6 protein-coding genes are annotated in these 13,308 nt (G+C 65.6%); 3 read left to right on the top strand and 3 right to left on the bottom strand.

Going from position 1 to position 13,308, the window contains the following annotated elements; all coding sequences use genetic code 11:
- Positions 1-45: 45 nt before the first annotated feature.
- Positions 46-1,626, top strand: coding sequence for a peptidylprolyl isomerase (locus JFN91_RS12760; protein WP_199389578.1), 1,581 nt, complete (start codon positions 46-48; stop codon positions 1,624-1,626).
- A 99-nt stretch (positions 1,627-1,725) separates the two neighbouring features.
- Positions 1,726-2,616, top strand: coding sequence for a phosphoribosylaminoimidazolesuccinocarboxamide synthase (locus tag JFN91_RS12755; protein ID WP_199389577.1), 891 nt, complete (start codon positions 1,726-1,728; stop codon positions 2,614-2,616).
- A 139-nt stretch (positions 2,617-2,755) separates the two neighbouring features.
- Here JFN91_RS12755 and JFN91_RS12750 read toward each other — a convergent pair whose 3' ends face one another.
- Positions 2,756-3,112, bottom strand: a complete 357-nt coding sequence (locus tag JFN91_RS12750) for a YtxH domain-containing protein (protein ID WP_199389576.1) — start codon at positions 3,110-3,112, stop codon at positions 2,756-2,758.
- 167 nt (positions 3,113-3,279) lie between these two features.
- On the opposite strand from JFN91_RS12750, the gene JFN91_RS12745 reads away from it, so the two are divergent.
- The gene (locus tag JFN91_RS12745) at positions 3,280-4,383 is read left to right on the top strand and encodes an NAD(P)-binding domain-containing protein (RefSeq protein WP_199389575.1); all 1,104 of its coding nucleotides are present in this window, start codon (positions 3,280-3,282) and stop codon (positions 4,381-4,383) included.
- Between the two features lie 121 nt (positions 4,384-4,504).
- On the opposite strand, the gene JFN91_RS12740 is transcribed toward JFN91_RS12745, so the two are convergent.
- Both JFN91_RS12740 and JFN91_RS12735 read right to left on the bottom strand, forming a co-directional pair.
- Positions 4,505-5,722 carry a hypothetical protein gene (locus JFN91_RS12740; RefSeq protein WP_199389574.1) on the bottom strand — a complete coding sequence of 406 codons (1,218 nt, stop codon included), beginning with the start codon at positions 5,720-5,722 and terminating at the stop codon, positions 4,505-4,507.
- Between the two features lie 45 nt (positions 5,723-5,767).
- The gene (locus JFN91_RS12735) at positions 5,768-13,156 is read right to left on the bottom strand and encodes a PKD domain-containing protein (protein ID WP_199389573.1); all 7,389 of its coding nucleotides are present in this window, start codon (positions 13,154-13,156) and stop codon (positions 5,768-5,770) included.
- Between the last annotated feature and the right edge of the window lie 152 nt (positions 13,157-13,308).

The following is a 13,308-nucleotide window of genomic DNA, read 5'->3' as shown; positions in this document are numbered from 1 at the left end:
TATGAAATAGACTCAATCTTATCAGCACAAAGGAGCCGAACCGGAATGCTAGGCGTAATGAGGAAGTACAAGCAATCCATCGTCATCAAGGTTGTATTCATTGTCATCGTTCTTTCTTTCATAGGGACCATCTTCCTGGTCTGGGGCAAGGGCGGCAGTGACGGGCGCGGTGGCAAGAGCTATGCGGCAACGGTAAACGGCACCAAGATTTCCCTGGATGAATTCCAGAAGAGCTACTACCGCACCCGCGGCCTCTACGAGCAGATCTACGGCCGCACCCTTACCCCGGAACTGGAAAAGCAGATGGGGATCAAGAAGCTCACCATCGACACCCTGATCGACAACGTCCTCATCCTGGCCCAGGCTGACAAGATGGGCATCAAGGTCAAGAAGGACGAGGTTGCCGCCGAGATCGCCAAGATCCCCGCCTTCCAGAAAAACGGCGCCTTCGACTTCGGTGTCTACCAGCAGACCCTGAAGGCCAACCGCATCACCCCCAAGGACTTCGAGGAGTCCCAGGAGCAGGAGATGCTGCTGCAGAAGACCCGCAACAAGATCAAGGAAGCCGCCACGGTGACCGACGCCGAGGTTAAGGAAGCCTACAAGAAGCAGAACGACAAGGTGAACCTTGCCTATGTCTCCTTCTCCCCCGCCGACGTCAAGGGGAGCATCAAGCTGACCGACCAGGAGCTCACCACCTACCTGCAGGACCACCAGAACGAGTTCAAAACCCCGGAGCAGGTATCCGTCGCCTACACCCTGGTCAACCCGGCCCAGCTGGCTGCCAAGGTGAACGTCACCCCGGAAGAGGTGCAGACCTACTACCAGAAGAACATCGACCGCTACCAGGGCAAAGGGGGCATCCTTCCCTTCGCCGAGGTGAAGGACAAGGCCACCGCCGACGCCCAGAAGCAGAAGGCCGCCAAGGAGGCCTACGAGCAGGCCGCCGCCGCGGTCAACAAGTTCAAGGGCAACGCGGACCTGGACGGCGCCGCGGCTTCCCTGGGCGGCAAGGTGGAAAAGACCCCGCTGTTCACCGCCAAGGCACCGGCAGCAGCGCTGGCCGGCGAGAACGAGGTGGTTGCCCGCGCCTTCGCCCTGAAGCAGGGTGAGCTGGGTGGCCCGGTGGAAACCGCCAAGGGGATCTACCTGGTCAAGGTGCTGGACAGGAAGCCGGCCGCCGTTCCGCCGCTGGCCCAGATCAAGGGCGCCGTCGAAGCCAAGGCCGTCGAGGTCAAGGCCGCCGATCTGGCCAAGAAGAAGGCCGAAGAGGCGCTGGCACAGCTCGCCAAGGGTGGCGTCGCCGCCAAGGAGACCGGCAGCTTCGGCTTCGCTCCCACCGGCCAGGTGCCCACCATCGGCGCCTCCCCCGAGATGATGGAGGCGGCCTTCACCCTGAACGCTCCCAACCAGGCCGCCAAGCAGCCCTTCAAGGTAGGCGACCGCTGGTACGCCGTTGCGCTCAAGTCCCGCACCGAGGCGCCGCTAACCGGCCTCGCCAAGGATTCCGGCACCATCAAGGCGGCCCTTCTGCCCAAGAAGCAGCAGGAGGCCCTGGACAAGTGGGTCAAGGAGCTGCGCAGCAAGGCCAAGATCGACATCAACCCGCTGGTGCTCCAGGACTAAACGGGAAACAACACAGGTTACAGTGCGAGGTGGAGGGTGCGGGTGCACTCTTCACCTTTCACTTTTCACGCTCAGCGCGAATAAAAGGAGAATGCACCAATGACAACACCGGTACTCAACACTGACTTCCCCGGCCTCAAACTTGCCGCACGCGGGAAGGTGCGCGACATCTACGACCTCGGGGAGACGCTGCTCATCGTCACCACCGACAGGATCTCCGCGTTCGACGTCATCATGAACGAGGGAATTCCCCACAAGGGATACGTCCTGACCCAGATCTCCGCCTACTGGTTTCGCCAAATGGAAGACATCATCAAGAACCACATCATCTCCACCGATGTGGCCGATTTCCCCGCCGAGTGCCAGCCCTACGCCGACGTCCTGGCCGGCCGCTCCATGTGGGTGAAGAAGGCCCAGCCGCTGGCGGCCGAGTGCATCGTGCGCGGCTACATCTCCGGCTCCGGCTGGAAGGACTACCAGCAGACCGGCGCCATCTGCGGCATCAAGCTCCCGGAAGGGCTCAAGGAGAGCGACCGCCTGCCGCAGCCGATCTTCACCCCCTCCACCAAGGCCGAGCTCGGCACCCACGACGAGAACATCTCCTTCGAGCGGATGTGCGAGATCTGCGGCAAGGAGATCTCCGAGAAGGTGCGCGACGTCACGCTCAAGATCTACGAGAAGGCGCGCGACCTGGCCGACCAGAAAGGGATCATCATCGCCGACACCAAGTTCGAGTACGGCATTTACGAAGGCGAGCTGATCATCATCGACGAGTGCATGACCCCGGACTCCAGCCGTTTCTGGCCCAAGGACAGCTACCAGCCGGGTGGTCCGCAGCCCTCCTTCGACAAGCAGTTCCTGCGTGATTACCTGGAGACCCTGGACTGGGGTAAGACCGCTCCCGCCCCGGCGCTTCCCGAGGAGATCGTCAGGAAAACCGGCGAGAAGTACATGGAAGCCCTGGTGAAGCTCACCGGCAAGGGGATTTAAGGCAGATTGAGACAAAGATTAAGATAAGGTAGAGGCAACAAAAAGGCCCCGCGTCGTCAGATGCGGGGCCTTTCTTTCGTTCAGAGTACCCTCGCCCTTTGGGAGAGGGTGGCCGAAGGCCGGGTGAGGGCGCTTGCCCCTACCCTATTAATTTGGCCAGCCTCGACCTCTCCTTCATCAGCCGCGCCTCGCCGTCCTCGAGGGCCTTCAGGAGCCCCTTCTTGGCACCGTAGGCCATGTCCTTGCCGCGGTCCAGGATCTCTGAGGCCCGCTCGCCGACCGCCTCGGCCATCTCCCCCACCTGCTCGGTGAAGTCCTCTACCGCCTCCAGGGCATCCTCACCTTTGCGGCGCGCCTTCTTGGCGTAGCGACCGAGTTCCTTGCGGGTTTTCTCGCCGCTTTGCGGCGCATACATAAGTGCCACCCCTGCCCCGATGATCCCTCCGGCCAGGAGCAGCAGCGCCCCAACCATCACCTTGTTGTCTCTTTCGGCCATAGCCCCCTCCTCCTTCGCCAGCGTTGTTTTTTTCGGACTGCCTCCCTATACTACCCGATGCCGACTCTTTGCCAAGCCCGCTTCTCATTATTGCTAGGAAGCACCCGGCCAAACGTGTATAGTTGTACCGTTATAGAACACCCAGTAAGAGACCCGCGAGGAGCACCATGGATCAAAAATACGATGTACTTATCGTCGGCGGAGGCCCCGGTGGAGTGGCCGCCGCCTACTTGTGTCACAAAAACGGCCTGAGCCATATCCTGATCGAGTCCGGCAAGTCGATCTTCCAGGGCATCGCCAACACCTATCCCGAAGGGAAGAACGTCTATCCGTCCAAACCTAAGGAAAACCCGGAGCCGTTCCTGGTGGAAGAGCTGCGTCCGCCCGACAAACCGGTCACCGTGGAGAAGTACATCCAGTACGTGCAGCACTTCGTCCAGCACGAGGGGCTCAACGTACTCACCGACACCCAGTTCGAGAACATCGAGGAAGGGCGCGAGTACCTGAAGGTGCACACCTCCCGGGGCACCTTCCAGGCGAAGAAGGTGCTGCTCGCCTTCGGCAGCTCCATCCCCAAGGAGCTCTCCGTGTACGGCGACGCCAAGATGGTCGCCAAGGGGCTCGACGATCCCAAGAAGTACATCGGGGTGCGCACCCTGGTGATCGGCGGGGGCAACTCCGCCGCCGACGTCATCATCTCCATCCTGAAGGAGAAGCGTAACGCCAACGACAAGGAACCGGTGTACTGGGCGCACATGGCCGAAACCTTCGACGTCAACAAGGAAACCGCGCAGCGTTTGGGCGAGGAGATCCTGTTGGGTGGCAACATCAGGCTCTTGCCCGGCGCCACCCCGAGGATCGGCGAGGTCGATGACGAGGGTGTGGACCGGCTGGTAATCCGGGTCAGCGAGGACAAGATGGCCGGCGGTATCGAGCGCTACCACGCCATGAGTTTCCCGATGAAGAACGTCATCGCCTGCATCGGCAGCCAGGGCCCGACCTCCATCTACGACAAGATCGGCGTACAGACCATCGCCTGCGCCGAAGGTGTCTGCCAGGTTGCCAAGGAAGGCGATCGGTTACTGCTACTCACTGCCGATTTCGAATCCACCAGGAAGGGGGTCTACGTGATCGGCGGGGCTATCTCCCCGAGCTACATGCGTATCAACCAGGGAGCCATCCAGGAAGAGCGTCATCCCAACCTGATCTACACCGCCGTCAACGACGCCCACCACGTCATCGAGGCCATGCTCAAGAAGATCAAGAAGTAAGCAAGAGGGACAGGCTCCATGAGGTGCCTGTCCCTTTGGCGGAACGCTTCTTTCAGCTCAGCCAGCTTCCCCAGACACTAAAGCGCATCCTTTCAGCTCACCCAAGCACTCCCCTCCCTTATCACTGGCCGATCTCCACCCGCAACCCCGCGATCTCCGCGCCGTATTTATCCACCGCCTTGAACCAAAGCACCCCGAAATCCGAGGGAAGATAGCTAACCCCCACGGGGAGGTCGCAGACCACGGTCAGGAACTCACCTGTCGGCGACCCCGTGGCCTGGGGTATGGAGACGGTGAGCGTCGCCGGAGCCGTCTGGCTTGCCGGTTGGAATACCCCCATGGTGTAGAGATCCGAGGGGAAGACGCCGCTGGCCACCACGGCCAGTGCATCCGTCTGCCGGTATGCGAAGTCGGTGACCTTGACCGACGCCCCCGGCGGGAAGGCGAGACGCACCGTGATGCCGTAGATGGAGCTCCCCGGCGCTAGGGTGCCTGCCGTGGCCAGATGCAGGGTCATGGTACCGCCGCCGGCATTGGCGAGATTGGTGGCCGCGGCATCGGTCACGCCCGTCTGATTCTGCGGCGAGGCAAGGTATGCCGACAGGGAGCTCTGAAAGCGCTGGCCCAGGTCGGGAGAAAGCGTGCTGTCCCCGGCGAGGTCGGCGCCGTACGCGGCCAGGCAGGCGTCGAGGTTCCCCCCGTAGTAGTCTCGCACCATCTGGGAGAAGGCGGCCAGCGCCAGGGCGTAGTCCTTCTGCTCCTGCCCGGTGCCGACCTCGGCGAAGTCGCTCGCCGTGGCGGCGATGGGCTGCGTGGTGAGAATGTCGACCTTGAAGAGCTTGGAGATGAGCTTGTTTGCGCTGTCGATGCGGGTGGCGATAAGCGGCGTCCCGGCCGCGCGCACGGCGAGTTCCGTCAAGGGGGTGATGGCGACCTGCATGGTGCCGGCTACGGTCGTGGTTGCCGCCCTTAGGGGCGCCGTCGCCGGGATGGTTTGCGGTTGCCCGGTGGCCTCGTCGAGGTAGCTGCCTCCGGACACGGTGAACAGCGCCGCCCCGGTGATGTTGACGCTGGTCGTGTACTGGCCGAAGCCGTTGGTGACGGTCCCCCCCAGCCGCGCCCCCACCGCGCCGTTGCTCGCCAGGGCATAGATCTCGACATTCCCGTTTTGTATGATCCCCTTCGAGGCGGTTCCTCCAACCCTCTTCAGCACCGCATTAGGTGCCGTACCTCCGCCGGTGTTGTTTTCCGGACCCTGGAAGCCACCCGCGCTGCATCCCGCAAGCAGCCCCGCCATACCCACCACCAGCACCGCGCACACATTCAGACCTTTCCCCATGCCGATCCTCCCCTGTGATGATCCCCCTTGCGCCCCCACGCCAACCTATCCCGGCGGCGCCAGCGATCCGACGATGACGCGCAGGATCAGCACCGCGTCGCCGATGTCTATGTTCCAGTCGGGTGCGGGTGCCCCTCCCACCAGGGGGGCCAGGTCCCCTGAGACCAGGAAGCCGTCCAACTGAGGCCGCATGCCGACGGAGACCTGCAGGGCCAGCAGGGCGTCGCTTATGTCCGTCTTGCCGTCCCCGTTCAGGTCCCCGGTCGGGGTGGCGTAGATGACTCTCCTGGTGGCGACCGTGGCGCCTCCGGTCTCGTTGGTTGCGGTGACGGTGACCGGATAGAGCCCCTTGACGGTGAGCGGTACGGTCTGGCTGAACTGCCCGTCCACCACCGGCGGGGTATAGAACTGTCCGTTGACCGCTATGGTCACCCTCACTGTCGTCACCGTGTCCGTCGCCGTCCCCGCTATCAGGAGAGAGTTCTGCCCCGGCCGCACGTCGCCAGCCGGAGCGGTAAGGGTCAGTATCGGCACTTGCGTCTCGTAGGTGACCGTGATGACGCGGGTCGAAGAAAGATTCGCCTGTGTGACGGCCGTAAGCGTAACGGTGGTCACTCCCAGCGCAAGGTTGTCGACGAGCTGGCTGAACAGGGAGCCCGCCAGCACGGATATGCTGTAGTCGCGCACGCCGGAAGGGCCGGAGACATGGATCCCCAGGGCACAGTCGTGGTCGACGCTCCCGGTAATCATGAGCTGGGACATGTTGGTCTTGTATTCGCTGCCCCCCGGTGCGGTGAGCGTAATGGTGGGCACCGCCTGATCGAGGACCACGCTGCTGGTCGAGTGGCTCGCGTTCCCGGCGAGATCTATGGCCACCACCGTGATCACGTTGGTTCCCGAGTTGAGCTGGATGGTTTTGCTGAAATTCCCCTCTGGGTCCACCGTCAAGCTGGCGCCGTTTAGCTGCAGCGACTGAAGACCGCTCAGGGCGTCGACGACGCTGCCCGAAACCGTGAACTGCTGCAAGCTGGTGTAACTGTGGTCGGGCGGCAGAGCAAGCGAGAGCGACGGAGAGGCCAGGTCCCAGATCAGCGTGGCGTCGCTGGTGGAAACGTTGCCGGCCTGGTCGGTGCTGGTGAGCCTGAGCAGGTAGGTACCCTGCTGGTCCGCGCTCACGGTGGTGGCGAGAGCGTCGGGAGAACCGAAGGTAAGGCTCCCCGGCCCGCTCGCCTGGCTCCACCGGAAGGTGAGCTGCGTGGTGCCGCTGGCAAAGCCGTACTGGGTGAACGTCGCATTGTGGGCGCTGCTTGGACCGGCGCTTACCACAGGAAGCTGCGTGGTCCAAAGCAGGGCCAGGGTGTCGCTGGAGCGGTTGCCGGCCACGTCGGTCGCGGTGAGGCGCAGCGAATAGCTGCCGTCCGCGGTGGCCGATATCTGCGGCGCCAAGGCGGTCACATCGGAAAAGGCGATGTTCCCCGGTCCTGAGAGCTGCTCCCAGCGGTAGCTGAGAGGGGTCGCATCGCCGGCCGAGGCGGCCGGAATAAAGGGAGCGTTGACCACCCGGCTCCCCCCCGCCGCGACCTGGGGCGCCGTGGTATCCCAGGTGAAGGAGACCTCGATCATACTGCTGTTTCCGGCGGCGTCGGTCGCGGTGCATTGCAGCCGGTAGGCGCCGTCCTGGTCAGCGCTGGCGCTCGTGGTGGCGCTCCCGGGCGATCCGAGAGACACGGTTCCCGGTCCGGATAGCTGCTGCCACAGATAGCCAAGCGGTGTGGCATCGCTTGCGCTCACCGTGACATCGACGGCGACGGCGGTAGTGACCGGCAGCGGCTGGACCATGAACGGCGCCGTAGTGTCCCAGGTGATGGCGACGTCGCTGCTGCTGCTGTTGCCGGCTGCATCTGCGGCGGTCAACCGGAGCACGTAGACGCCATCGCGATCCATGGCGACCGTCGAGCTCGCCGCTGAGGGGGGATCGAAGGTGACGGCACCGGGGCCGCTGACCTTGCTCCAGGAAAGCGTGGTGCCGGTTGCGTCGACGACGCTTCCGGACTGGAGAAAGGGTGCGTTGGCGGTACGCCCCGCTCCCGCGTTCACCGTCGGACGGGTGGTGTCCCAGACCATGGTGCTGTCGGAAGAGGCGCTGTTGCCGGCGGCATCGGTCGCGGTCAGCCGCAGGGTATAGCTGCCGTCCGCGTTGGCGGAAATCTGCGGTGCCAGGGCTTCGGGGTCGGAGAAGGCAACCGAACCAGGCCCGGACAGCTGCTGCCAGCGGTAGGTGATGGCATTGGCGTCGCTTGCGGTCGCAGCGGGGGCGTAGGGGGAGTTGCTCACCCGGCTCCCCCCCGCATCGACCCGGGGCTGGGTGGTGTCCCAGGTGAGGGTCACATCGGCCGACGCGCTGTTCAAAGCTTCGTCCGTAGCGGTCAGGCGCACAACGTAGGTACCGTCCAGGTCCATGGAAACCGTTGTGCTGACCGAGGCGGGGGAACTGAAGACGACCGTTCCCGGCCCGCTCACCTTGCTCCAGGACAGCGTCGTCGCCGTGGCGTCGGACACGCTCCCGTTCTGGCTGAACGCGCTGTTTGCTGCATGCGCAGGACCTGCGCTGACCGTCGGGGAGGTGGTGTCCCATACCACAGCGACATCGGATGAGGCGCTGTTCCCCGCGGAGTCGGTTGCCGTCAGGCGAAGCGTGTAGCTGCCGTCCTTATCCATCGCGACCGTCGTACCGGCGGCTGACGGGGAGCCGAAGCTGACCGTCCCCGGCCCGCTCACCTTGCTCCAGGAAAGCGTGGTGGCCGTCGCGTCGGATACGCTCCCGGTCTGAGTGAAGGCGCTTCCCGCGGTGCGCCCTGCCCCGGCCCCGACTGCGGGAAGCGTCGTATCCCAGACGATGATCACTTCGCCGTAGCCCCTGTTGCCGGCGCCATCCGTTGCCGTCAGTCGAAGCAGGTAGCTGCCGTCCTTGTCCATGGACACCGTCGTACTGGCGGCTGACGGGGAGCCGAAGCTGACCGTACCGGGTCCGCTCTCCTGACTCCAGGAAAGCGCGGTGCCGGTGCTGTCGGCAACGCTCCCGGACTGGGTGAAGGCTGTGTTGGCCGTGCGGGGCGTACCGGCACTGACCGACGGGAGCGTGGTGTCCCAGATCAAGGTAACATCCGAGGAGGCGCTGTTCCCTGCGGCGTCGGTGGCCGTCAGGCGCAGCAGGTAGCTGCCGTCCTTATCCATGGATACCGTCGTGCTAGCGGCGGACGGGGAATTGATGACAACGGCACCCGGTCCGCTCACCTTGCTCCAGGAAAGAGTGGTGGCAGTAGCGTCGGACACGCTGCCGGTCTGGACGAATGGGGCGCTCGCCGTGCGACTGGAACCTGCACTGACGGTCGGGGGGGTGCTGTCCCACACCACGGCGACATCGGCGGACGCGCTGTTGCCCGCGGCGTCGGTGGCCGTCAGGCGCAGCAGGTAGCTGCCGTCCTTATCCATGGATACCGTCGTTGCGGCGGCGGACGGGGAGCCGAAGCTGACCGCACCCGGCCCGCTCACCTTGCTCCAGGAGAGCGTGGTCGCCGTCGCGTCGGACACGCTCCCCACCTGGGTGAAGGCGCTCCCCGCGGTACGCCCTCCCCCTGCGCTCACCGCAGGGAGGGAGGTATCCCACACCACCGTAACGTCGGCGGCGGCGCTGTTCCCCGCGGCGTCGGTCGCCGTAAGCCGGAGCAGGTAGCTGCCGTCCTTATCCATGGATACCGTCGTGCTCGCGGCGGACGGGGAGCCGAAGCTGGCCGCCCCCGGGCCGCTCACCTTGCTCCAGGAAAGAGTGGTGGCCGTCGCGTCGGACACGCTCCCCACTTGGGTGAAAGCGCTCCCCGCAGTGCGCCCAGCGCCTGCGCTCACCGTCGGCGAGGTGGTGTCCCACACCACCGTCACGTCGGCGGAGGCGCTGTTCCCCGCGGCATCGGTCGCCGTAAGGCGCAGCAGGTAGCTGCCGTCCTTATCCATGGATACCGTCGTTGCGGCGGAGGACGGGGAGCCGAAACTGACCGCACCCGGGCCGCTCACCTTGCTCCAGGACAGCGTGGTCGCGGTCGCGTCGGATGCGCTCCCGGTCTGGGTGAAGGCGCTCCCTGCGGTGCGCCCTCCCCCCGCGCTCACCGCGGGAAGGGAGGTATCCCACACCACCGTAACGTCGGCGGAGGCGCTGTTCCCCGCGGCGTCCGTTGCCGTCAGGCGCAGCAGGTAGCTGCCGTCCTTATCCATGGATACCGTCGTGCTCGCGGCGGACGGGGAGCCGAAGCTGACCGTCCCCGGCCCGCTCACCTTGCTCCAGGAGAGCGTTGTCGCTGTCGCGTCGGAAACGCTCCCGGTCTGGGTGAAGGCGCTCCCCGCGGTGCGCCCTCCCCCCGCGCTCACCGCGGGGAGGGAGGTGTCCCACACCACCGTAACGTCGGCGGAGGCGCTGTTGCCCGCGGCGTCCGTCGCTGTCAGGCGGAGTGTGTAGCTGCCGTCCGTATCCATGGATACCGTCGTGCTCGCTGTGGACGGTGAATTGATAACGACGCTACCGGGCCCGCTCACCTTGCTCCAGGACAGCGTGGTGGCCGTCGCGTCGGATACGCTGCCGGTCTGGACGAATGGGGCGCTCGCCGTGCGGCTGGAACCTGCACTGACGGTCGGGGGGGTGCTGTCCCAGACCACGGCGACATCGGCGGACGCGCTGTTGCCCGCGGCGTCGGTGGCCGTCAGGCGCAGCAGATAGCTGCCGTCCTTATCCATGGATACCGTCGTTGCGGCGGAGGACGGGGAGCCGAAGCTGACTGCACCCGGCCCGCTCACCTTGCTCCAGGACAGCGTGGTCGCCGTAGCGTCGGAAACGCTCCCGGTCTGGGTGAAGGCGCTCCCCGCGGTGCGCCCTCCCCCGGCGCTCACCGCGGGAAGGGAGGTGTCCCAAACCACCGTAACGTCGGCGGAGGCGCTGTTCCCGGCGGCGTCGGTCGCCGTCAGGCGCAGCACGTAACTGCCGTCCTTATCAATGGATACCGTCGTGCTCGCGGCGGACGGGGAGCCGAAGCTGACCGTCCCCGGGCCGCTCACCTTGCTCCAGGACAGCGTGGTCGCCGTAGCGTCGGACACGCTCCCGGTCTGGGTGAAGACGCTCCCCGCGGTGCGCCCTCCCCCCGCGCTCACCGCGGGAAGGGAGGAATCCCACACCACCGTAACGTCGGCGGAGGCGCTGTTCCCGGCGGCGTCCGTCGCCGTCAGGCGCAGCACGTAGCTGCCGTCCTTATCCATGGATACGGTCGTTGCGGCGGCGGACGGGGAGCCGAAGCTGACCGCCCCCGGGCCGCTCACCTTGCTCCAGGACAGCGTGGTGGCCGTCGCGTCGGACACGCTCCCGGTCTGGGTAAAGGCGTTCCCCGCGGTGCGCCCTCCCCCGGCGCTCACCGCAGGAAGTGTGCTGTCCCACACCACCGTAACATCGGCGGAGGCGCTGTTCCCGGCGGCGTCCGTCGCCGTCAGGCGCAGCACGTAGCTGCCGTCCTTATCCATGGATACCGTCGTTGCGGCGGAGGACGGGGAGCCGAAGCTGACCACACCCGGGCCGCTCACCTTGCTCCAGGACAGCGTGGTCGCCGTCGCGTCGGAAACGCTCCCGGTCTGGGTAAAGGCGCTCCCCGCGGTGCGCCCTCCCCCGGCGCTCACCGCCGGAGGCGCCGTGTCGATGGTCCAGCTCCAGCTCACCGCCGCACCCACGTTGCCGGTAGGATCGATGCCCCTCACCGCGAAGGTGTGCCGGCCGTCGGGCCTGCCCGAAAGATCCAGAACCACCGGCGAACTGCAGGAGGCGAACGCTCCCGCGTCCAGGCTGCAGGCAAAGCTTGAGCCGGCCTCGTCGCTGGCGAAAGTGAAGGTGGCGCTTTGCTGCGCCGTCGGATCTGAAGGATGCCCGGTGATGGTGGCAGTGGGCGCGTCCGTGTCGATGATCAGGACTTTGGAGGCGCTCAGGTTCGCCTGGGCGCTTACCGTCGGCCCGGTCACCTGGTTACCGGCGCTGTCGACGAGCGACCCGCTGACCGAGACGACATCCAGCGCAGCGCTCATCTGTCCGGCTGCGACGGTGTAGACCGCGATGCAACTGGTCCCTCCCGCAATGGCGCCGCAGTTCGCACTGCCGCCGCTCGAGAGGGCGAGGGTCACTCCCGTTGAGGTCACGGCCTCGCTGAAGGAGAGCGTGAGAGGGATCTGGGCCCCTTCACCGTAGTGTCCCGCCGGCGATGTCGTCGTGACCGCCGTTACCGCCGGGGCGGTCGTGTCCAGAAGCAGGGTCCGCACCACCGTCGCTTGGTTCCCGGCCTGGTCAGCGCAGGTGACCGTCACGGGGTAGGAGCCGTCTCCCCCCAGCGAAAGTTGCTGGCTGAAGCCCCCACCCGCCACCGCGGGCGAGTAATTCTGCCCCCCCGCGGCGATGGTCACCGAAACGGCGCTGTCCGCATCGCTCGCGCTCCCGGCGATGAACGGTGTCCGTATGTTGGTACTCTGGTCCTGGGGCGGCTGGGTCACCTGCAGGTTCGGCATGCTGCTATCGTACAGAACAGTTCGCTTGGCGACGGCGCTGTTTCCGGCCAGGTCGGTTGCAGTGACAGTGATGGTATTGAGTCCGTGCCCGAGGTTGACGGGGGCGGTAAACGACGTGCCCTCCTGCTCGGCCGCCTGGGGGCTCCCGGTGCCGAGGGCGACGGTCACCACCGATTCCTCGTCGACGGTGCCGGCGACCGTTACCCCCCCCTGCGAGGTGACGACGTTGTCGGCGGGCGAGGTAATGGTAAGGTGCGGAGCCGAAAGGTCGAGCCGGATCACGCGGCTGTCGGTCACGCTGTTGCCAACCTGGTCGGTAGCTACCACGGCTATGGTGTTGGGGCCGCTGACGAGGGTGACTGCGCCGCTGAAGGCGCCGTCGGGCTGGACCTGAACGGCGTCTCCGTTGATGTTCACCACTGCCGGGCCGCTGGCGGCGTCGGTCGCGCTGCCGGCGATGTTCAGCAGGGCGACGTTGGTGACCGCTCCGCCGGGGAGGGTCGAGACGGTAAGGACGGGGGCGTTCGCGTCGACGAAGACCTCGACGCTGGCTGAGGCGGGCTCGTCCCGGTCGCTTGTGGCGGTGATGGTGTGACTGCCGTCGGCCAGGCCGGAAACGGCTGCCGACCAGGCAGTTGGGGAGGGGTAGCTGACCGGCCCGACCACCGCTCCCGGGACGTCGAGGGTTACGGTTGCCTCCTCCGCACAGGTACCCGTGACCGTGAGGCTTGCGTTAAGGGAGGGAGAAGGAAGTGGGTCGATGGTCAGCGCGCCCCACGCGGAAACAGGGGTCGCAAAAAGAAAGGCCAGCATCAGCGCTCTCGCCAGCTTACGCAAGTTGCCGTAGTGCATCTTGTCACCCCTCCTGTCCCGGAGATCGCATCGAGCTTGCTGCTAAAACAGGAAAACTACGCGCCCTGCGCACTATTTGACGCAGGACTGCGTAGCAAGCTGCAACGGCAGCCTCATGCCAACCGGCCGCACGCGGACCGTCTCGCTGAGGT

The organism is Geomonas anaerohicana, assembly GCF_016458305.1.
Taxonomy (GTDB): domain Bacteria; phylum Desulfobacterota; class Desulfuromonadia; order Geobacterales; family Geobacteraceae; genus Geomonas; species Geomonas anaerohicana.
The sequence above is the reverse complement of the archived record's forward strand: the minus strand, read 5'-3'. Positions and strand labels throughout refer to the sequence as shown.

Excerpts from the sequence above, each read along its gene's own strand:
- JFN91_RS12760 (WP_199389578.1), top strand. The coding sequence starts at position 46 with ATGCTAGGCGTAATGAGGAAGTACAAGCAATCCATCGTCATCAAGGTT.
- JFN91_RS12755 (WP_199389577.1), top strand. The coding sequence starts at position 1,726 with ATGACAACACCGGTACTCAACACTGACTTCCCCGGCCTCAAACTTGCC.
- JFN91_RS12750 (WP_199389576.1), bottom strand. The coding sequence starts at position 3,112 with ATGGCCGAAAGAGACAACAAGGTGATGGTTGGGGCGCTGCTGCTCCTG.
- JFN91_RS12745 (WP_199389575.1), top strand. The coding sequence starts at position 3,280 with ATGGATCAAAAATACGATGTACTTATCGTCGGCGGAGGCCCCGGTGGA.
- JFN91_RS12740 (WP_199389574.1), bottom strand. The coding sequence starts at position 5,722 with ATGGGGAAAGGTCTGAATGTGTGCGCGGTGCTGGTGGTGGGTATGGCG.
- JFN91_RS12735 (WP_199389573.1), bottom strand. The coding sequence starts at position 13,156 with ATGCACTACGGCAACTTGCGTAAGCTGGCGAGAGCGCTGATGCTGGCC.